Source organism: Stenotrophomonas sp. YJH_SMC_20 (assembly GCF_059367845.1).
This window is the reverse complement of sequence record NZ_JCAFRG010000010.1, coordinates 14,680-34,653: the sequence shown is the minus strand read 5'-3', so window position 1 is coordinate 34,653 and position 19,974 is coordinate 14,680. Positions and strand designations below refer to the sequence as shown.

Below are 19,974 nucleotides of genomic sequence, written 5' to 3'. Positions count from 1 at the left end.
AAACATCCACAGCTATTGCACAGCCCGGTGAATTCGCGTAGTCCCCAGGGGTTGACGTGAGGGGGGAGACCTCTCTAGAATTTCCGGTTCTTTCCGTCCCATTCATACGAGAGGCCCCCAATGGCCACGAAGCGCACCTACCAGCCCAGCAACCTCAAGCGTAAGCGCGACCACGGCTTCCGTGCCCGTATGAAGACCGCTGACGGCCGCAAGATCCTGTCGCGTCGCCGCGCCAAGGGCCGCAAAGTCCTGAGCGCCTGATTGCCATGCCGCACATCGCGGCAGACGCAATCCCTTCGACAGTGAATACTGCAGACCCGCGCAAGCGATTCCCTCGCTCTGCGCGGGTTCGCACGCGTGCCGAATACTCAACGGTCTTCAACGGCGCCCGCCGTGTGTCCGATCCGCTGATGACCCTGCACTGGCTGCCGGCTGACCGGCCGGCCAGGCTGGGTCTGGCGGTTTCCCGCAAGGTCGATCCGAACGCCGTCGGGCGTAACCGGATCAAGCGCGTCCTGCGCGACATCCTGCGTCAGACACGTACCGACATCCAGCCAGGCGACTTTGTCGTCGTGGCTCGTAGTGCTGCGCGTTCCGCCAGCAACGACGAGATCCGCCAGGCCTTCCTGCGCCTGCTGCGTCGCCTGCGTGCATTGCCCACGCCGGGCGTGGACGGCACAATGCCGCCGCCTGATGGCATCGCAACTCCTTCTTTGACCGAGCCGGCATCGCGTCCCGGCCCCGCCGAGCCTGTCCGCTGATGAACCAGACCCGCGTATTCCTCATTTTTGCCTGGCTGATGGTGGCCGTGCTGCTGTGGATGGAGTGGAGCCGTGAAAAGGCTGCTCCGACCCCGGCACCAACCACCACGTCGGCCCCGGCCGCCGCACAGAGTGTTCCGGGCGCGAACCCCGGCGCCATCCCCAGCGCCCAGGTGCCGGGCGCCCCCGGCCAGGCCGCCGCACAGGCCCAGGCCAGCGCTACCCCGGCCAGCCAGCGAGTGACGGTCACCACCGACGTGCTGCGCCTGGTGCTCGACGGCGGCCGCGTGCTCGACGCCGAGCTGCTGCAGTTCCCGCAGACCAAGGACGAAGGCAGTCCGCCGGTCCGCCTGCTGACCGAAGACCCCGCCCACCCGTACAGCGCGATCAGTGGCTGGGCCAGCGAAGACAAGAACACCCCGGTTCCCGGCGCCGACGGCTTCAAGCTGGTGGGTGACACCACCGACTTCGTGCTGGCCAAGGGCCAGAACGAACTGCAGATCCCGTTCGTGTGGACCGCCGACAACGGCGTGACCATCAAGCGCACCCTGACCGTCTCGCGCAACGAGTACGCCGTGCGCTTCAAGGACGAAGTCAGCAACGCCGGCACCGCGCCGTGGAACGGCTACGTCTACCGCACCCTGGACCGCACCCCGACCATCCTGTCGCGGAGCATGACCAACCCGGATTCCTTCAGCTTCAACGGTGCCACCTGGTACGACAATGACAAGAAGTACCAGCGTCGTGCGTTCAAGGACTACCTGGAAGACGGCACGCTGAACCAGAACATCACCGGCGGCTGGCTGGCGATGCTGCAGCACCACTTCTTCACCGCCTGGATCCCGCAGAAGGACCAGACCGCACACTACGTGCTCTCGCAGGTGGCCGGTCGTGACCTGATCGAAGCGCGTGGCCCGGCCTTCACCGTGGCGCCGGGCCAGTCGACCAGCACCGAAGCCCGCCTGTGGGTCGGCCCGAAGCTGGTCAACCTGATCGCCAAGGAAGATGTGCCGGGCCTGGACCGCGTGGTCGACTACAGCCGCTTCTCGATGATGGCGGTGATCGGCCAGGGCCTGTTCTGGGTGCTCAACCAGGTGCACAAGCTGGTCGGCAACTGGGGCTGGGCGATCGTCGGGCTGGTGGTGCTGCTGAAGCTGGTGCTGTACCCGCTGTCGGCAACCCAGTACAAGAGCGGCGCCAAGATGCGTCGTTTCCAGCCGCGCATCGCGCAGCTGAAGGAACGCTATGGCGATGACCGCCAGAAGTTCCAGACCGCGATGATGGAGCTGTACAAGAAGGAAAAGATCAATCCGATGGGCGGCTGCCTGCCGATCCTCATCCAGATGCCGATCTTCTTCGCCCTGTACTGGGTGCTGGTGGAATCGGTCGAACTGCGCCAGGCGCCCTGGTTCGGCTGGATCCAGGACCTGACCGCACGCGACCCGTACTTCATCCTGCCGGTCATCAACGTGGCAGTGATGTGGTTCACCCAGAAGCTGACCCCGGCACCGGGCATGGACCCGATGCAGCAGAAGATGATGCAGTTCATGCCGCTGGTGTTCGGCGTCATGATGGCCTTCATGCCGTCCGGCCTGGTCCTGTACTGGGTGGTCAACGGCGGCCTGGGCCTGCTGCAGCAGTGGTGGATGACCAAGCGCCATGGCGGCGAGCCGGTCCCGGCCACCACCGCTCCGGCCCCGGTCAAGAAGAAGTAATCGGTAGAGCCGGCCGCTGGCCGGCTGACCCAGCAAAAGCCCGCCGCAAGGCGGGCTTTTCGCATGCGGCGGTAGAATCGCCGGCACATCGTCCCTCCCGCCCTCGAGTCCGCCATGTCGCGTGCGTCGTCGTTCCGCCTGTTCCTGCCCTCGCTGTTGTTGACCCTGGTCGTTGCCGGTTGTGGCGACAAGGATGCGAAGGCGCCGGCGACCACCGTCACCCAGGCGAGCGCGCAGGCCGCGGCCGCCGCCGATCCCGCGGCCGCACCGATGCTGGTGGCCCTGCAGAAACAGCTCGACGGTTACCGCCGGATCATCGTGCTGCTGGCAGACGAGCAACAGCAGTCGGCCGCCGACCGCGGCACCTCCACGCGTGTGGGCCAGCAGCTGTTCCACGATGGCCTGGAACAGCGCACGGCGATCGCCGCGCAGTTCGACACCCTGCTGCGCGGCTCCAGCCCGCAGCGCTTCGCCACCCTCGGCACCGTGCTGGACTACATCGAGTCGGCGCCGGAACTGTTCGACGCCGACCGCCTGGCCTTTCGCGAAGTACTGCGTGATCTGCATGAGCGGGTCAGCACCGATTCCTCGCTGCCGGCGGTGAAGCTGCACCAGCGCATCGGCGAGGACCTGGAGGCGCTCGATGAGATCGAGCGCAACTACAACCAGGAACTGACCCGCATCTTCAGCCGCTTCGAGCGCACCCGCGCCATCGCGCTGAAGCGCGAGAAGTGGGAGGACTACATCGCCCACCTGCACAAGGACTACAGCCGCGAAGCGATCCTGCGCGACTACGGCGTGATCGAGCCGTACCCGATGTCGATGAAGGACAGCGACCGCGAGATCTTCGGCCGCGACCTGCCGGCCAAGACCGTGGTGCTGACTTTCGACGACGGTCCGCACAAGGCCTATACCGATGAAGTGGTGGCCATCCTCAAGCGCTATGACGTGCCGGGTGTCTTCTTCGAAGTGGGCCGCAACCTGGGCAAGGTCGAGGCCGACGGCAAGGTCAGCCTCGGCCCGATGGCGAAGATCAGCCGCAACCTGATGGAAGAAGGCTATGCGGTCGGCAACCACAGCCTGACCCACGCCCAACTGTCGCGCACCACCGGTGACGCGCTGCGCCAGCAGGTGCTCGACACCGACACGCTGCTGAAGGATGTCGACAGCAAGCGCGCGCCGCTGTTCCGCTTCCCCTATGGCGCGCGCAACGCCGAAGGCCTGCAGCTGCTCAACGAGGCCGGACTGAAGTCGATCATGTGGAACATCGATTCGATGGACTGGGCCGACCCGGTGCCGGAATCGATCGTGCAGCGCGTGCTGGACCAGGTGAACAAGGAACAGCGCGGCATCATCCTGTTCCACGACATCCACGATCGTGCAGTGAAGGCACTGCCGCAGATCCTCGACCGGCTGATCGCCGATGGCTACCAGTTCGCCGGCTGGAACGGCCGCGACTTCACCGTCGCCCGTGCGCGCAAGGGCGATACCGGTGCCGCGACCGTCACCACCGGCTACGAGAAGTCGTGGGCGATCGTGGTCGGTATCGACAACTACGCCAAGTGGCCGAAGCTGGAATACGCCAGCCACGACGCGCAGGCGGTGGCCGATACCCTGACCGGGCAGTTCGGCTTCCCGTCCTCGCAGGTGATCGTGCTGAAGAACGAGCAGGCCACCCGCAACAACATCCTGGCCGCCTTCCACGACCGCCTGGCCGATGACCGCACTGGCAGGAACGACCGCGTGTTCGTGTTCTTCGCCGGCCACGGCGCGACCCGCCAGCTCGCCTCAGGGCGCGACCTCGGCTACATCATCCCGGTTGATTCGGACCCGAAGGAATTCGCTACCGATGCCATCGCGATGACCGATATCCAGAACATCGCCGAGAGCATGCAGGCCAAGCACGTGATGTTCGTGATGGATGCCTGCTACAGCGGCCTGGGCCTGACCCGTGGTGGCCCGTCGTCGTCGTCGTTCCTGCGCGAGAATGCCCGCCGCAGCGCGCGGCAGATGCTGACCGCCGGCGGCGCCGACCAGCAGGTGGCCGACGCCGGCCCGAACGGTCACTCGGTGTTTACCTGGGTGCTGCTGCAGGCGCTGGCCGGCAAGGGTGACCTCAACGGCGACGGCCTGATCACCGGTACCGAGCTGGCCGCCTACGTGGCGCCGGCCGTCTCGGCCGTTTCGCACCAGACGCCGGCGTTCGGCAGCCTGCCCGGTTCGCAGGGCGGCGAGTTCGTGTTCCAGGTGCCGGACAGCCAGGAATTCCTCAATGCCGATACGCGCCAGCTGACCGCCGATGCAATCGCACTGAACAACAAGGTGGATGCCGCCAGCGAGGCCAAGGGCAGCCAGGCGCCGGTGACGGTGGCTGACCTGCAGGGCGGCAAGGCCAAGCTGGTAGTGCCCTCCGCCGGCCCGGCGTCCGACCGCCAGCGCGCGCAGCAGGCCAACGACCGTGGCCTGCAGCTGTACCGCGAGAAGCAGTACGACGAGGCAGTCGCGCAGTTCACCGAAGCACTGAAGCTGCGTCCGGACTTTGCCCAGGCCGCCAACAACCTCGGTTTCGTCTACTACCGCCAGCAGCGCTATGCCGAAGCGGCGCGCTGGCTGGAGAACACGCTGAAGATCGACCCATCGCGCGCCGTGGCCTATCTCAACCTGGGTGATGCCTACTTCAACGCCGGCGACAAGGCCAAGGCGAAGCAGGCCTACACCACCTACCTGGCGCTGCAGCCGCAGGGCAGCGGTGCCGCGCAGGCACGCACGCAGCTGGAGAAGCTCTGAGCCATGAACGACGCGATCCGCACCGACACCATTGTGGCCATCGCCAGTGCCCCCGGCGCGGGCGGTGTCGGCCTGGTGCGCCTGTCCGGTCCGCGCGCAGCGGCCATCGCCAACGCGTTGGGTGCGCCTGCACTGCGCCCGCGCCATGCGCACTATGCGCGCCTGCGCGACGCCGATGGCGAGGTCATCGACGATGGCATCGTGCTGTGGTTCCCGGCACCGAATAGCTTCACCGGCGAAGAGGTGGTGGAACTGCAGGGCCACGGCAGTCCGGTGCTGCTGCAGCAACTGGTCGCGCGCTGCATCGCGCTCGGCGCGCGCCAGGCGCGACCGGGCGAGTTCAGCGAACGCGCGTTCCTCAACGGCAAGCTCGACCTGGCCCAGGCCGAGGCCATCGCTGACCTGATCGCCGCCGGCGACAACCGTGCCGCACGCGCGGCGCGTCGTTCACTGGATGGCGTGTTCTCGCGCCGCATCGAGGCCGTGGTCGAGCAGCTGGTCATGCTGCGCATCCACGTGGAAGCGGCCATCGACTTCGCCGACGAACCGCTGGATACGCTCGGTGGCGCACAGGTGCGGCGTGGCCTGGAACAGGCGCGCAGCGACCTGGCCCTGCTGCGCCGCGATGCCGAACGCGGTCGCCGCCTGCGCGATGGCCTGCACGCGGTGCTGATCGGTCCGCCCAATGCCGGAAAGAGCTCATTGCTCAATGCGCTGGCCGGCAGTGAACGCGCCATCGTCACCGACATCGCCGGCACCACCCGCGACACGCTTCGCGAGACCATCCGCCTGGACGGGCTGGAACTGACCCTGGTCGATACCGCTGGCCTGCGCGACGGCGGCGACGCCATCGAACGCGAAGGCATGCGCCGCGCCCATGTGGAGATCGAGCGAACCGACCTGGCCCTGATCGTCTTGGACGCGCGCGATCCGGCGGCGGGCGAAGCGGCGCTGGGCGAGGCCGTGGCAGCGGTGCCACACAAGGTCTACATCCACAACAAGTCGGACCTGCTGGATGCGCTGCCGATGCTGGACGACCCGGACCATGTGTTCGTCTCGGCTGCGACCGGTGCCGGCCTGGAGGATCTGCACGCGCGCCTGCGTTTGATCGCTTCGGCCGGGGCAGGGGAGCAGGCGGATGGCGAGTTCTCCGCGCGCACGCGGCATGTGGATGCAATCGAGCGTGCGCAGGAACACGCGCAGCGCGCCGATGGCGAGCTGGCGCAGGAGCACCTGGAACTGGCCGCCGAAGAGCTGCGGCTGGCGCATGACGCGCTGGGCGAGATCACCGGGCAGATGAGTGCGGATGATCTGCTGGGAAGGATCTTCTCCAGTTTCTGCATCGGCAAGTAACTGTAGAGCCGAGCCCATGCTCGGCTGCTCTACCCGTCAGCCGAGCATGGGCTCGGCTCTACAGGTGCGGGCTTCCCCCACCTGTCACATTGCCGCCGCATACTGACGCCCATCACATACCGCTTGGGGAAGTCGCAGTGAAGTCGTGGGGTTGTGCGTTGCTGTTGTCGCTGGCCGTGGCACCATCGGTGGCCATGAGTGCTGAATCCTCCACCCCGGCCGCGCACAAGGTGTCGGTCTACGGCCATCGCGGCGCAAGCGCGCTGTTGCCGGAGCACACCCTGGCGGCCTACGCCCAGGCGATCGCCGATGGCGCCGACTACATCGAACCGGACCTGGTGATGACCAAGGACGGGGTGATGGTGGCCCGCCACGAGAACGAGATCGGTGGCACCACTGATGTGGCCTCGCATCCGGAGTTCGCCAGCCGCCGCACCAGCAAGGTCATCGACGGGCAGAAGGTCGACGGCTGGTTCACCGAAGACTTCACCCTGGCCGAGCTGAAGACCCTGTACGCGCGCGAGCGCCTGCCGGAGCTGCGCAGCACCGCCTACGACGGCCAGTTCCGCATCGCCAGCCTGGACGAGATCCTGGCCTTCCTGGTCCAGCAGGCCGGGCGCGCCAACCGCGGCATCGGCCTGGTGCCGGAGATCAAGCACCCGACCTACTTCCAGTCGATCGGCCTGCCGATGGAAGACAAGCTCCTGACCGCGCTGCGTGGCAATGCCTATACCAACGTCGGCCCGGTCACCATCCAGTCGTTCGAGACCGCCAACCTGCGCTACCTGCGCGGCAAGATCCCGCGCGGCAGCAACATCCGCCTGCTGCAACTGCTGTGGAAGGGCGGCACCCAGCCGGCCGACATCGCCAAGGCCGGTGGCACGCTGACCTACGCGCAGATGATGACCCCGGCCGGACTGAAGGACATCGCCAGCTACGCCGACGGCATCGGCCCGGAACTGCGCTCGATCATTCCGCTGGATGCCGAGGGCGCGCTGAGCACGCCGACCACGCTGGTACAGGACGCACATGCAGTGGGGCTGATGGTGATTCCGTACACCTTCCGTCCGGAGAACCACTTCCAGGCCAGCAACCTGCGCAAGGGCGCCGACACCGCGCGCAATGCAGAGGGATCGATCGCCGAAATGCGTGCCTACCTGGCCACCGGCATCGATGCCTTCTTCACCGATGACCCGGCACTGGGCCGGCAGGCGGTGGATGGGATGGGTGCGGCCGGGAATGCGGCGAACTGACGGGCTCTGGTAGATGCCAACCTTGGTTGGCACACGGCAGGAGTGCCGACCAAGGTCGGCCACACTACTGGGTCATGAGGTTGCCGGCCAGCGGCCGGCACTACCGTCACCTAGCTGCGCGGTTCGTCCGGCCGGCGGAACGGAATCACCACGTAGTCCTGGCCCTCGCGCGGCTGCCACAGCACCGGCACGCGCTGTGGCGACGGCGGTTCCAGCTCGTCGTCGGCCAGCGGTTCTGCCTCGTCTTCTTCGTCTTCCCAGCTGTAGCGCGGGCGCGGCGGCAGCGGGTCGGCGTTGCGGAACAGCAGCGCGGCGATGATGCCGGCGAAGGCGCCGCCCATGTGCGACTGCCAGGACACGCCATCGGCGTGTGGCAGGATGGTCATCAGCATGCCGCCGTAGAACAGCATGCCGATCAGGCCGGTGGCGATGGCGGTGCGGTCGCGGCGCAGCAGGCCCAGGCTGGCCAGCAGGAACATCAGGCCGTGGGTCACGCCGCTGGCGCCCAGGTGCACGCTGCCCGGATTGCCCAGCATCCACGCGCCGATGCCCGAGCCCAGCCACAGCAGGGGCAGGGCGCGTACGGTTGCTTTCGGGTAGACACTTCCAGCCAGCGTGCCCAGGATCAGGATCGCGATGCTGTTGGCGGCGATATGCTCGACCGAGGCATGCAGCATCGGCCCACCGATCAGGCCAAGCAGGCCCTTGGCTTCCAGCGGTGCGACCGCCCACGGCCGCCAGTCGAAGGTGCCCTGCAGGGCGAACACGGCCACCAGCACCAGCACAGCGGCAAGGCTGAGATTGAACGCCCGCAGGATGCGCGAGCGGTCATCGCGAGGGGCCGGCACGTCGCCGGCGGGCAGGGGCGCGTTGTTGTCCATACCTCAGCAATGGCGGTGACTGGCGCGAAACCAAGGCCACCGCTGCGGGAGAGTGGGTGCGGCCGGCGGGACAATCCCGCCGGCCGGCCATGATCAGGCGTGGCCGGAGCCTTCCTTCGGCGGGTACTTCAGGCTCAGTACCACGGTGGCGGCGATGATGACCGCGACCACGCCCAGCGACACCGGGGTCGGGATCTTGAACAGGTCGATGATCATCATCTTGATGCCGATGAAGCCCAGCACCAGCGCCAGGCCATACGGCAGCAGGTGGAAGCGGTCGGCCATGCCGGCCAGCAGGAAGAACATCGCGCGCAGGCCCAGCACCGCGAACACGTTGGAGGTGAGCACGATGAACGGGTCGGTGGTGATCGCGAAGATCGCCGGGATGCTGTCCACCGCGAAGATCACGTCGGTGACCGCGATCAGGATCAGCACCGCGAACAGCGGGGTGAACCAGCGCACGCCGTCGCGCTTCACGCTCAGCGCGTTGCCGGCGTAGTCGGGCAGCAGGCGCAGGTGCTTGCGCATCCAGCGCAGGGCCGGGTTGGTCTCCAGGTCCGGCTCCTGGCCGGCGGCAAACCACATCTTCCAACCGGTGAAGAGCAGGAAAGCACCGAATACGTAGAGCAGCCAATGGAACTGGCTGATCAGCACGCTGCCGGCGAAGATCATGATCGTACGCAGCACGATCGCACCCAGGATGCCGATGATCAGCACCTTCTGGCGCTGCTCATCCGGCACCGCGAAGTAGCTCATGATCATCAGGAACACGAAGATGTTGTCGACCGCCAGCGCCTTCTCGACCAGGTAGCCGGTCAGGAATTCGAGGCCGACTTTGTTCGCTACCACCTGGCCGGCGGTCTCATTCAGGTAGTACCAGAGGCCGGCATTGAACAGCAGGGCCAGCGCGACCCAGCCGATGGACCACCACAGGGCCTCCTTGAAGGTGACCTTGTGCGGTCCACCATGGCGCATCAACACGAGGTCGACCAGCAGGGCGATGACCACCACCGCTGCGAAGCCGCCCCACAACCACACGTTACCGATCGTCTGCATTGGGAATGTCCGTTGGAAAGATGAATGCCAGGCCGGACGGCGAGGATCTGCAACGGAGGATCGGGAGGGGGATCCAGGGACAGAGCTTCGCCAGTACGGCGAAGGTCTCGCTCGCAGTTCCAGTCGGCTGGAACTGCCGTTGCACCGGAGCCTGCGGGCTCGAAATGACGGCGACAACGTCTGGGAGCTACTCCCCTTCTGCTGCCGATTCTGCGGCCTGGCCGGGCCGCCGTCAAATGCCGCGCCGGGCCCTGGATTTCCGGCCCCCGGTGCCCCCCGGCTACAATGACCGGATGAATACCCCCCTTCCGATTGTCCGCCTCAAGAATGCGTGGCGTTCCAGCCACCCGTGGATCTTCCAGAAACTGGTCGAGAAGCCGACCGTCCGGCCCAAGCCCGGTTCCATCGTCGACGTGGTCGGCATCGATGGCGAGTTCATTGGCCGCGGGTTCTACAACGGGCACTCGCGCATTGCCGTGCGCATCCTTGAGACCGACCAGAACGTGCCGGTCGATGCCGGCTGGTTCTCGCGCAAGATCGCCCAGGCGGTGTCGCTGCGCCGTGAGGTGCTGAAGCTCGACGCGGTCTCCGACGCCTGGCGCGTGGTGCACAGCGAAGGCGACGGCCTGTCCGGCCTGGTGGTGGATCGCTACGGCGACCTGGTGGTGGTCGAGTTCTTCGCCGCCGGCATGTTCCGCCACCGCGAATGGATCTACGACGCCCTGCGCGAGCAGTTCCCGGGCTGCCGTTTCCACAGCTTCGCCGACGAACACGTGCAGAAGCAGGAGAGCTTCGACTTCCACGGCAACACCACCACCGAAGCGGCGGTGATCACCGAGTACGGCATCAAGTTCCGCGCCGACCCGGCCGGTGCACACAAGACCGGCTTCTTCGCCGACCAGCGCGAGAACCGCGAGTGGCTGAGCCAGCAGGTGGAAGGCAAGAGCGTTCTGGACCTGTGCTGCAACACCGGTGGCTTCGCCGTGTACGCAGCAGCGCGTGGCGCCTCGGAAGTGGTCGGCATCGACATTGATGAGGACGTCATCCAGATCGCCAAGGGCAATTCGCGCCTGAACAACGTGCGCCCGAAGTTCATCCAGTCCGATATCTTCCCGTGGCTGCGCGACGCCGCCAACCGCGGTGAGCAGTACGACGTGGTGATCCTGGACCCGGCGAAGATGACCCGCGACCGCGACCAGGTCATCACCGCACTGAAGAAGTACCTGGACATGAACAAGCTGGCGCTTGGCGTGGTGAAGCCGGGCGGCCTGTTCGCCACGTTTTCCTGCACCGGCCTGGTGGCCGAGGACCAGTTCCTCGACATGCTGCGCCGCGCGGCCTATTTCTCCGGCCGCACGATCCAGATCCTGAAGGTCGCCGGCGCCGGCCCGGACCATCCGTTCATGGCCCACGTGCAGGAATCGCGTTACCTCAAGGCCGTGTTCTGCCGCGTGGTGGATTGACCGCGTGACTGCCGATCTCTGTAGAGCCGAGCCCACGCTCGGCTGATCTGTCTGGCAGCCGAGCATGGGCCCGGCGCTACAAAACGGCGGGCCACAGCGCTATGGTCGGGCTCTTCCCAACACCGGTGAGAGCCCATGCCATCGTTGCGCCACCTGTCCTTCGTGCTTGCCGTGGCGCTGTGCGCGCCACTGTCCGCCCACGCCATCGAGTTCAGCACGCAGGAGCTGGCCCGCGCCAAGGCCCTGCAGCAGCGCCTGGTCACGCTCGACAGCCATCTGGATACGCCGGCCAATTTCGGCCGCACCGGCTTCGACATCGAACAGCGCCACGACCGCAACGCACTCTCGCAGGTGGACTACCCGCGCATGGTCGAAGGCGCGCTGGACGGCGGGTTCTGGGCGATCTACACCGACCAGGGCGACCGCAGCCCCGCCGCTCACCTGGCCGAACGTGACCACGGGTTGCAGCGGTTGCTGGAAATACGCGAGATGCTGGCCGCCAACCCCGAGCGGTTCGCGCTGGCGCTGACCGCCGATGACGCGGCGCGGATCAAGGCCGCCGGCAAGCGCGTGGTCTACATCAGCATGGAAAACGCCAGCCCGTTGGTGGCCGATCCCAGCCTGCTCTCGTTCTACCACCGCGCCGGCCTGCGCCTGCTCAGCACCGTGCACTTTGCCAACAACGAGTTCGCCGATTCGGCCACCGATCCCAAGGGTGCGGAATGGAAAGGACTTAGCCCGGCCGGCAAGGAGCTGGTGCGGCAGGCGGTGAAGCTGGGCATCGTGATCGACCAGTCACATGCATCGGACGCGGTGTTCGACGATCTGCTGGCAATGATGCCGGTACCATTCGTGCTGTCGCACAGCTCGGCCAAGGCGGTCTACGACCACCCGCGCAATCTCGACGACGCGCGCCTGCGCAAGCTGGCCAAAGCCGGCGGCGTGATCCAGGTGAACGCCTATGGCGGCTACCTGATCGACACCGCGAAGACGCCCGAGCGCAAACAGGCCGAGGAAGCGCTGAGCAAGCAGCTGGGCGGCTGGGAAGGCATGGGCATCGAACAAGGCGTTGCCCTGCTGAAGGCCGAACAGGCACTGGACCACGAGCACCCGGTGCGGCACGCCAGCCTGGACGACTTCTTCGCCCACTTCGACCACATCCTCACGGTGGTCGGCCCTGAGCACGCGGGCATCGGCCTGGACTGGGATGGTGGTGGCGGACTGAGTGACCTGCCCGATGTCAGCCAGCTGCCGAAGATCACCGCGTGGCTGCTGCGCAAGGGCTATACCGAGAAGCAGATCGCCGGCATCTGGGGCGGCAACCTGCTGCGGGTGATGCGCCAGGCGCAGGACTACGCCGCAAAGCAGGGCGGTTGAAACGCCCTGCGGTGGTGCCGGCCAGCGGCCGGCACTACCGGTGATCGGTCTATTTCGCGATCAGCGCATGGCGTCGGCTGTACAGCAGGTACAGCACCAGGCCGGCCACGTTCCACAACAGGAAGTACAGCTGGGTGGTGTGCGGCAGGCTGATGAACAGGTAGATGCAACCCAGCGCGGCCAGCGGGCCAACCACGAAGGCCAGCGGCGTGCGGAACGTGCGCGCGCGGTCCGGCTCGCGCAGCCGCAGCACCACCAGGCAGATGCCTACCGCAGTGAACGCGGCCAGGGTACCGGCGTTGGCCAGTGCGGCAATCTCGTCCAGGCGCGCCACGCCGGCCAGCGCGGAAACCACGACCGCAGTGAACAGCGTGGTTGCCACCGGCGTGCCGGTACGTGCGTTCACCTTGGACAGGCGACGCGGCAGCAGGCCGTCGCGGCTCATCACGAAGAAGATGCGGCTCTGGCCGTACAGGAAGGCCAGCAGCACGGTCGGCAGGGCGATGATCGCGATCACGCCGATCACCATCGCCGCGGTCGGATGGCCCAGCTGGCGCATGATCAGCGCCAGCGGCTCGGCGCTGTGGCCGAACACCGCGTAGCTCATCGCACCCACGGCGGCCAGCGCCACCAGCACGTAGACGATGGTGCAGCCGATCATCGAACCGATGATGCCGATCGACAGGTCGCGGCCCGGGTTCTTGGTTTCCTCGGCGGCGGTGGAGATCGCATCGAAGCCGTAGAAGGCGAAGAAGATGATCGCCGCTGCCGCCATCACGCCGTGCTCGACGCCGTCGGGGCCCATCGACTTGGCGAAGCCGTACGGCATGAACGGCTGCAGGTTGGCGCTGTCGAACGCGGGCAGGGCCACGGCCACGAAGATGGCCAGCGCGATCAGCTTGAACACCACCAGGATGGCGTTGAGTGTGGCGCTTTCCTTGGTGCCGGCCATCAGCATGCCGGCCACCAGCCAGGTGATGATGATCGCCGGCAGGTTGATCATGCCGCCTTCCACGTGCGGGCCGGCCGCCAGCCAGGCCGGCAGGTGCACGTTCCAGCCGAACTGGGTGTGGACCCATTCGAGGAAGCCGACGAAGTAGCCGGACCAGCCCACCGCCACCGTACTCACCACCAGCGAGTACTCCAGGATCAGGCTCCAGCCCACCACCCAGGCGAACACCTCGCCCAGCGCACCGTAGCTGTAGGTGTAGGCACTGCCGGCGGCGGGCATCATCGTCGACAGCTCGGCGTAGGACAGCGCCGCGCAGGCACAGACCGCACCGGCGATGGCGAAGGAGATCAGCACGGCCGGGCCAGCCAGGTTGGCACCGACGCCGATCAGCGTGTAGATGCCGGTACCGACGATGGCGCCGATGCCCAGCGCGATCAGGTGCGGCCAGCTGAGCGTCGGGATCAGGCGCCTGCCGGCTTCGTGGACGGTGACGGAATCTAGGGACTTGCGCCGGAACAGGGACATGCAGGCCTCGGAAGGGGTGACTTAGAACGACAAGTTCCCGAGTGTGACCGAACGCAGCGCAGCATTACCACTGACGGGGGTCATGATTGCCGGCGCGCGCGCTGCACCGCGACCAGACTGCCGGAATCGGCATAAAGCAGGCCGGGGCGCCAGAGGCGGTGCCGGCGAACAGCAGGGCCAGGCCGAGCAGCGGCAGCCGCCCGTTCATCCGTTCAACCCCAGCCGGATGCCGAACCCCACCAGGAACAGGCCGGCCACGCGGCGCAGCGCATCGCTGATCCGCGGGTGCTGGATCAACCGGCGGCGGGCCAGGTTGCCCACGCCGATCAGCATCGAGCAGTAGGCGATGCTGACCACCAGGATGATGCCGGCCAGGGCCGCGAAGGTCGCGATGCCCTGGTGCGCCTTCGGATCGATGAACAGCGGCAGGAAGGCCATGTAGAACAGGATCGCCTTCGGGTTGAGCAGGCTGACCAGGATCGCCTGCTGGAAGTAGCGGCCCGGCTGCATGCGGATCGGACCAGCATCACCGCCCTCGTGCTTGGGCGTGCGCAGCAGGCTGATGCCCACCCACACCAGGTAGGCCGCACCCAGGTACTGCACGGCGTGGAACACCAGCGGGTTGGCCTTGAGCAGTGCGGCCACGCCGGCCAGCGCCAGCCACATCAGGATCTGGTCGCCGACCAGCAGGCCGGCCAATGCGGTGTAGCCGCCACGCACGCCGCCACGGCCGGTGGCGGTCAGCAGGGTGAAGGTGCCGGGGCCGGGCAGGGCGAGAAACACCAGCACGGCGACCAGAAACGTCCACAGGTCCTGGATGCCCATCCACGGCATGGCGGTGTTCTCTCTTACGCGGGGCCGCCATTGTCGGCCAGCACCACGGCGGAGGACAGGGGGCCGGTGGGGCCAACCGGCATGCCAGACAGCAGCGGTTGCAGGTGCTGGCGCAGCTGCGCGTGCAGCTGCCGCACCGCGGGTGAGAACTGCTTGCGGTGCGGGCACACCAGCTGCAACGGGATGTCGCTGCCGACACCGCCCAGCAGCAGCTGCAGGCGCCCGGCCAGCACGTCCTCGCGCAGGTCCAGCCAGGACTTGTAGGTGATGCCTTCGCCGGCCACGGCCCAGCGCCTTACAACATCGGCGTCGTCGCAGACCAGGGGGCCGCGCACGGCAACCACGGTACGACGCCCATCGACGTCGAAAGACCAGCGATCGTAGGCACGACCGCTGAGCTGGTAGACCAGGCAATCGTGCTCACGCAGTTCGTCCAGGCGCACCGGCGTGCCCCGTCGCTGCAGGTAATCGGGCGAGGCCGCCAGTACGCGCCGATTGCCTTCCAGCAGGGGCAGGGCGACGTAGTTGGCGTCGTCGAAGTGGCCGATGCGGATGGCCACGTCGACCGGGTCGCGGAACACATCGGCCACTTCATCGGACAGGCGCAGGTGCAGGCGCAGCCGGGGATGGGCCGCGCGGAACGCGCTCAGCCAGGGCAGCAGCAGGTTGCGGCCCAGGTCCGACGGCGCCGACAGCTGCAGGGTGCCGTGCAGTTCGGCGTCCTCGGCCTGCACGCGCGCCTGGCCCTCGCGCAGGGTGGCCAGCACGTCCTGTGCGTAGGGCAGGTACAGCGCGCCCTCGCCGGTCAGGCGCAGGCTGCGGGTGGTGCGCACGAACAGGCGCAGGTCCAGCTCGCGTTCCAGCCGCGCCACTGCCGCGGCGACCTGCCCCGGCAGCAGGTCGGCCTCGCGGGCCGCTTGCGAAAAGCTGCCCAGCGCAGCAGTGCGGACGAACAGCTGCAGATCGTCGAAGCGGATCATCTTCATCGCCAGAGTGAAAGTGCTGCCCGATTCTGCGCCTTTCTGCGAGACCGCGTGCGGCGCAACCTGTCGCCTCCTCCCCCACTGGACCGCTGCCATGCGCGCCATTGCCTACACCCAAGCCGGCCTGCCGATCGATGATCCCCAGGCCCTGATCGACCTCGAACTGGAGTTGCCGCAGCCCGGCCCGCGCGACCTGCGCGTGGCGGTGCGCGCAGTGGCGGTGAACCCGGTCGACACCAAGGTCCGCCGCGGCGTGGCCACCGACGGCCCGCGCGTGCTGGGTTGGGATGCGGTCGGCATCGTCGATGCGGTGGGCAGCGAGGTGACCCTGTTCCAGCCCGGCGATGCGGTCTACTACGCTGGTGTCATCGATCGCCCGGGCAGCAATGCCCAGTACCAGTTGGTGGACGAACGCAGCGTCGGCCGCAAGCCGGCCAGCCTCGATGACGCCGCTGCCGCCGCACTGCCGCTGACCGCGATCACCGCCTGGGAGCTGCTGTTCGACCGCCTGCGCATTCCCGAGGACGGGGGCGAAGGCCAGACCCTGCTGGTGATCGGCGCTGCCGGTGGTGTCGGCTCGATCCTGGTGCAGTTGGCGCGGAAGCTCACCAGGCTGACCGTGATCGGCACCGCCTCGCGCCCGGAGACCCAGGACTGGGTGTATGCGATGGGCGCCCACCATGTGATCGACCACCGCCTGCCACTGGCCGAGGGCCTGGCGCGGCTGGGCATCAGCGAGGTGCAGCACGTGGCCAGCCTGACCCATTCCGACCAGCACTACGCGCAGATCGTGGAGCTGCTGGCGCCGCAAGGGCAGTTCGGCCTGATCGATGACCCGGGCCAGGTGGATGTGATGGCGCTCAAGCGCAAGGCGTTGTCACTGCACTGGGAATCGATGTTCACCCGCCCGCTGTACCGGACGGCGGACATGCAGCGCCAGCACGACCTGTTGAACCGGGTGGCCGAGCTGATCGATGCCGGCGTGCTGCAGACCACGCTGGGCGAGCACTTCGGGCGCATCGACGCGACCAACCTGCGCCGTGCCCATGCGCTGCTGGAGAGCCATCGCGCCAAGGGCAAGATCGTGCTGGAAGGCTGGTAAGGCTCCTGTAGAGCCGAGCCCACGCCCGGCTGCCGTTCGCGCGTGGGCGTCAGCCGAGCATAGGCTCGGCTCTACGGAGCTTCATCCACACATGGCGTGGATCAGCCGTGTCGACCAGGGTCGACACCTACCAACAGCTGCGGGAGCCACCGCTCACGCCACGCCGTTGTCGACGTGTTCGGCGAAACCGGGCTGCTCTCGCAGGCGCTCGAACCATGCGACGAGGTGGGGCAGCGCGGGCTTGCTGCCCGGCGTGCTGCGCCAGCGTTGGGTCGACAGCCCCAGCACGATATCTGCAAGGGTGAAGGTGCTGCCCGCCACATAGGCATCGGTGGCGGCCAGCTGGGCTTCAAGCACACCCATCAGCCGGTTCCACTGCGCCAGGCTGGCCTCGGCGCGGGCATCGTCCGGATAGTCCGGATGCTGGCGCACGCGCGCCATGAACACGTGGCGCCAGGCACTGTTGAGATCGCTGGCCTGCCAGTCCATCCACTGCTCTACCCGCGCACGGGCCTGCGCCGCACGTGGCAGCAGATCCTCGCGTCCGGCGCGCGCGGCAAGGTAGCGGCAGATGCTGTTGGATTCCCACAGTACGAAGTCGCCATCGCGCAGCACCGGCACCTGCCGGTTGGGGTTCAGCGTGGCCAGCAGGTCCGGCGGGGGGGCCGGTTCGTGGTGCAGGGGCAAGTCCAGACCGGCGCACAGCCATAGCACCTTGCGCACATTGATGGAGGTGGGCTTTCCGTACAGAGCGAGCATGGTCCTGACGCAGCAGCTGAGACTCGGCCAGCCTACACTTGCCCCATGCAAACCGAATACCTGCTCATTGCCGGCCTTCTATTGGCCGTGCTCATCCTGCAACTGGTCGCCCTGCTGCGCCGTCCGCCGCATGACCGCCTGGAACAGGCCGTGCGCGAGGAGGCCCGCGCCGGGCGCAGCGAACTGCGCGAACAGCTCGATGGCTTCGCCCGCGCGCTGACCGATCTGTCCACCCGCACCGACCAGCGCCTGGACCTGCTGCGCGAAGCGCTGGGCGAAGATGCCCGCAAAGCCCGCGCTGAAGTGGCCGACAGCCAGCAGCGCGGCGCAGCGTTGATGGGGCAGCGGCTGCAGGAACTGCGCGGCCAGCTGGAGACCTTCGGCCAGCAGCAGGAGGCACGCATCCATGCGTTTGGCCAGCAGCTGCAGGAGCTCACTGCGCGTACCGATACCCAGCTCGGGGCGCTGCGCCAGACCCTGGTGGACGATGCACGCAAGGGCCGCGAGGAGGGCGCGCAGTCGCAGCAGCGCCTGACCGACAGTCTGGGCCTGCGCCTGCAGGAACTGACCCAGCGCAACGAGCAGCGCATCGCCGAGATGCGTGCCACGCTGGAGGAACAGCTGCGCGCGCTGCAGAACGACAACGCCCAGAAGCTGGAGCAGATGCGCCACACCGTGGACGAGAAGCTGCAGTCGACGCTGGAAACGCGGCTGGGCAACTCCTTCAAGCTGGTCTCCGAGCGCCTGGAACAGGTGCAGCGTGGCCTCGGCGAGATGCAGCAGCTGGCCACCGGCGTGGGCGACCTCAAGCGCGTGCTGACCAACGTCAAGAACCGCGGCAGCTGGGGCGAAGTGCAGCTGGAGAACATCCTCGAGCAGACACTCACCCAGGAGCAGTACGCGCGTGCGGTGAGGGTGCGCCCGGATAGTGGCGAGATGGTCGATATCGCCGTGCGCCTGCCGGGCCGCAGCAGCGACGACACGCCGGTGTGGCTGCCGATCGACTCCAAGTTCCCGCGCGAGGATTACGAGCGCCTGCTGGACGCACAGGAACAGGGCGATGCCGAGGGCGTGCGCCTGCAGGGCATCCAGCTGGAGCGCGCGGTGCGCGTGCAGGCCAAGTCGATCTGCGACAAGTACATCGTGCCACCGCACACCACGGACTTCGCGGTGATGTTCCTGCCCACCGAAGGCCTGTATGCCGAGGTGATCCGGCGCCCGGGCCTGGTCGACCTGCTGCAGCGCGAGCACCGTGTGGTGGTGGCCGGACCGACCACGGTCACCGCGTTGCTCAACAGCCTGCAGATGGGCTTCCGCACCCTGGCCATTGAAAAGCGATCCAGCGAAGTGTGGGGCCTGCTGGGTGCGGTCAAGAGCGAGTTCGGGAAGTTCGCCGGCATCCTGGAAAAGGCCGAGAAGCAGATCACTACCGTTGGCCGCAGCATCGGGGAGGCCAGCCGCAAGACCCGTACCATCGAACGCCGCCTGCGTGGCGTGGAGTCGCTGGCGTCCGAACAGGCGCAGTCGCTGCTCGGCGACCTGGCCGAGGGTGATGCGGTGGCCGAGGAGGAAGGCAGTGACGGCGAGGGCGACGAGGCCTGAGCCACACTGACACGCCGCCTGCATCGCCGATGGGTATGCTGGCGGCCTGTCCGCTTCGACCAGGTACCGCCATGCGCCTGCCCCGCTTCACCAGCCTTGTCCTGACCGCGCTGCTCGCCGCCTGCAGCAGCACGCCAACGACCGTGGACACGACCACGCAGGCCGCCTCCAGCACCCCCGAAGCGGACGAGGCGTACCGCGAAGCGCGCGACGTGGACTGCCAGGCCGCCGGTGGCACCCTGCAGCGGCTCGGCCGGCTGCAGCGCGAGCAGTGCGTGATTCCCTATGCCGACGCCGGCAAGGCCTGCAGCCGCAAGAGCGACTGCAGCGGCCAGTGCCTGGCCACGGGCGACGTGGCCGCCGGCAGTGCCGTCACCGGTACCTGCCAGCGCGACGTGCGCCAGAACTTCGGTTGCCGCCAGCGCATTGATGACGGCAAGGCGCAGGGCACGATCTGCGTGGATTGAATCCTGCCTGTAGAGCCGAGCCCACGCTCGGCTGATGCCACAGCAGCCGAGCGTAGGCTCGGCTCTACAACCGCGCGCACAGCGCTATGCTGGTGGGCCATTTC

The 19,974-nt window shown here is 67.4% G+C and carries 17 protein-coding genes; 11 read left to right on the top strand and 6 right to left on the bottom strand.

The genetic code is table 11. The features are described from left to right. The first annotated feature begins 120 nt into the window (after positions 1-120). The 6 genes from rpmH (at position 121) to AC5P6A_RS16160 (ending at position 7,869) form a co-directional block, all read left to right on the top strand. A complete protein-coding gene (gene rpmH, locus AC5P6A_RS16185; protein ID WP_005411729.1) occupies positions 121-261 on the top strand; it encodes a 50S ribosomal protein L34 in 141 nt (46 codons plus the stop codon). A gap of 5 nt (positions 262-266) precedes the next feature. Then, positions 267-761 (top strand): ribonuclease P protein component, encoded by a 495-nt coding sequence (gene rnpA, locus AC5P6A_RS16180; protein WP_021203275.1) that lies wholly within the window; start codon positions 267-269, stop codon positions 759-761. After that, positions 761-2,476 carry a membrane protein insertase YidC gene (yidC, locus tag AC5P6A_RS16175; protein ID WP_021203276.1) on the top strand — a complete coding sequence of 572 codons (1,716 nt, stop codon included), beginning with the start codon at positions 761-763 and terminating at the stop codon, positions 2,474-2,476. The genes rnpA and yidC overlap by 1 nt, the downstream gene beginning before the upstream one ends. A gap of 114 nt (positions 2,477-2,590) precedes the next feature. Next, positions 2,591-5,263, top strand: a complete 2,673-nt coding sequence (locus AC5P6A_RS16170) for a polysaccharide deacetylase family protein (protein ID WP_346473835.1) — start codon at positions 2,591-2,593, stop codon at positions 5,261-5,263. 3 nt (positions 5,264-5,266) lie between these two features. Continuing rightward, positions 5,267-6,616, top strand: coding sequence for a tRNA uridine-5-carboxymethylaminomethyl(34) synthesis GTPase MnmE (gene mnmE / locus AC5P6A_RS16165; RefSeq protein ID WP_346473834.1), 1,350 nt, complete (start codon positions 5,267-5,269; stop codon positions 6,614-6,616). 137 nt (positions 6,617-6,753) lie between these two features. Beyond that, positions 6,754-7,869, top strand: a complete 1,116-nt coding sequence (locus tag AC5P6A_RS16160; protein WP_346473880.1) for a glycerophosphodiester phosphodiesterase — start codon at positions 6,754-6,756, stop codon at positions 7,867-7,869. 110 nt (positions 7,870-7,979) lie between these two features. Here AC5P6A_RS16160 and AC5P6A_RS16155 read toward each other — a convergent pair whose 3' ends face one another. Together AC5P6A_RS16155 and AC5P6A_RS16150 are read right to left on the bottom strand one after the other, a co-directional pair. Next, entirely contained in the window at positions 7,980-8,750 is a 771-nt protein-coding gene (locus AC5P6A_RS16155; protein WP_171953172.1) for a rhomboid family intramembrane serine protease, read from the bottom strand. Between the two features lie 93 nt (positions 8,751-8,843). Continuing rightward, positions 8,844-9,806 (bottom strand): TerC family protein, encoded by a 963-nt coding sequence (locus tag AC5P6A_RS16150; RefSeq protein ID WP_019658790.1) that lies wholly within the window; start codon positions 9,804-9,806, stop codon positions 8,844-8,846. A gap of 293 nt (positions 9,807-10,099) precedes the next feature. On the opposite strand from AC5P6A_RS16150, the gene AC5P6A_RS16145 reads away from it, so the two are divergent. Both AC5P6A_RS16145 and AC5P6A_RS16140 read left to right on the top strand, forming a co-directional pair. Continuing rightward, positions 10,100-11,269 carry a class I SAM-dependent rRNA methyltransferase gene (locus AC5P6A_RS16145; protein ID WP_019658789.1) on the top strand — a complete coding sequence of 390 codons (1,170 nt, stop codon included), beginning with the start codon at positions 10,100-10,102 and terminating at the stop codon, positions 11,267-11,269. A 135-nt stretch (positions 11,270-11,404) separates the two neighbouring features. Next, a complete protein-coding gene (locus AC5P6A_RS16140; RefSeq protein ID WP_019658788.1) occupies positions 11,405-12,646 on the top strand; it encodes a dipeptidase in 1,242 nt (413 codons plus the stop codon). A gap of 49 nt (positions 12,647-12,695) precedes the next feature. Here AC5P6A_RS16140 and AC5P6A_RS16135 read toward each other — a convergent pair whose 3' ends face one another. The 3 genes from AC5P6A_RS16135 to AC5P6A_RS16125 form a co-directional block, all read right to left on the bottom strand. Further along, entirely contained in the window at positions 12,696-14,123 is a 1,428-nt protein-coding gene (locus AC5P6A_RS16135; protein WP_346474855.1) for an amino acid permease, read from the bottom strand. Positions 14,124-14,327: 204 nt separating this feature from the next. Next, positions 14,328-14,957 carry a leucine efflux protein LeuE gene (gene leuE, locus AC5P6A_RS16130; protein WP_005411716.1) on the bottom strand — a complete coding sequence of 210 codons (630 nt, stop codon included), beginning with the start codon at positions 14,955-14,957 and terminating at the stop codon, positions 14,328-14,330. Between the two features lie 14 nt (positions 14,958-14,971). Next, positions 14,972-15,943: a LysR family transcriptional regulator gene (locus AC5P6A_RS16125; protein WP_188250468.1), complete on the bottom strand. Its 972-nt coding sequence runs from the start codon at positions 15,941-15,943 to the stop codon at positions 14,972-14,974. A gap of 91 nt (positions 15,944-16,034) precedes the next feature. On the opposite strand from AC5P6A_RS16125, the gene AC5P6A_RS16120 reads away from it, so the two are divergent. Beyond that, positions 16,035-17,042, top strand: a complete 1,008-nt coding sequence (locus AC5P6A_RS16120; RefSeq protein WP_346715213.1) for a zinc-binding alcohol dehydrogenase family protein — start codon at positions 16,035-16,037, stop codon at positions 17,040-17,042. A gap of 153 nt (positions 17,043-17,195) precedes the next feature. Here the strand turns inward: AC5P6A_RS16120 and AC5P6A_RS16115 are convergent, their stop codons facing one another. Then, positions 17,196-17,801 (bottom strand): glutathione S-transferase family protein, encoded by a 606-nt coding sequence (locus AC5P6A_RS16115; protein WP_111099194.1) that lies wholly within the window; start codon positions 17,799-17,801, stop codon positions 17,196-17,198. A 45-nt stretch (positions 17,802-17,846) separates the two neighbouring features. On the opposite strand from AC5P6A_RS16115, the gene AC5P6A_RS16110 reads away from it, so the two are divergent. Then, positions 17,847-19,403: a DNA recombination protein RmuC gene (locus tag AC5P6A_RS16110; protein WP_019658781.1), complete on the top strand. Its 1,557-nt coding sequence runs from the start codon at positions 17,847-17,849 to the stop codon at positions 19,401-19,403. 71 nt (positions 19,404-19,474) lie between these two features. Continuing rightward, complete coding sequence (locus tag AC5P6A_RS16105; RefSeq protein ID WP_019658780.1) at positions 19,475-19,870, top strand: hypothetical protein; 396 nt, start codon at positions 19,475-19,477, stop codon at positions 19,868-19,870. Positions 19,871-19,974 lie beyond the last annotated feature (104 nt).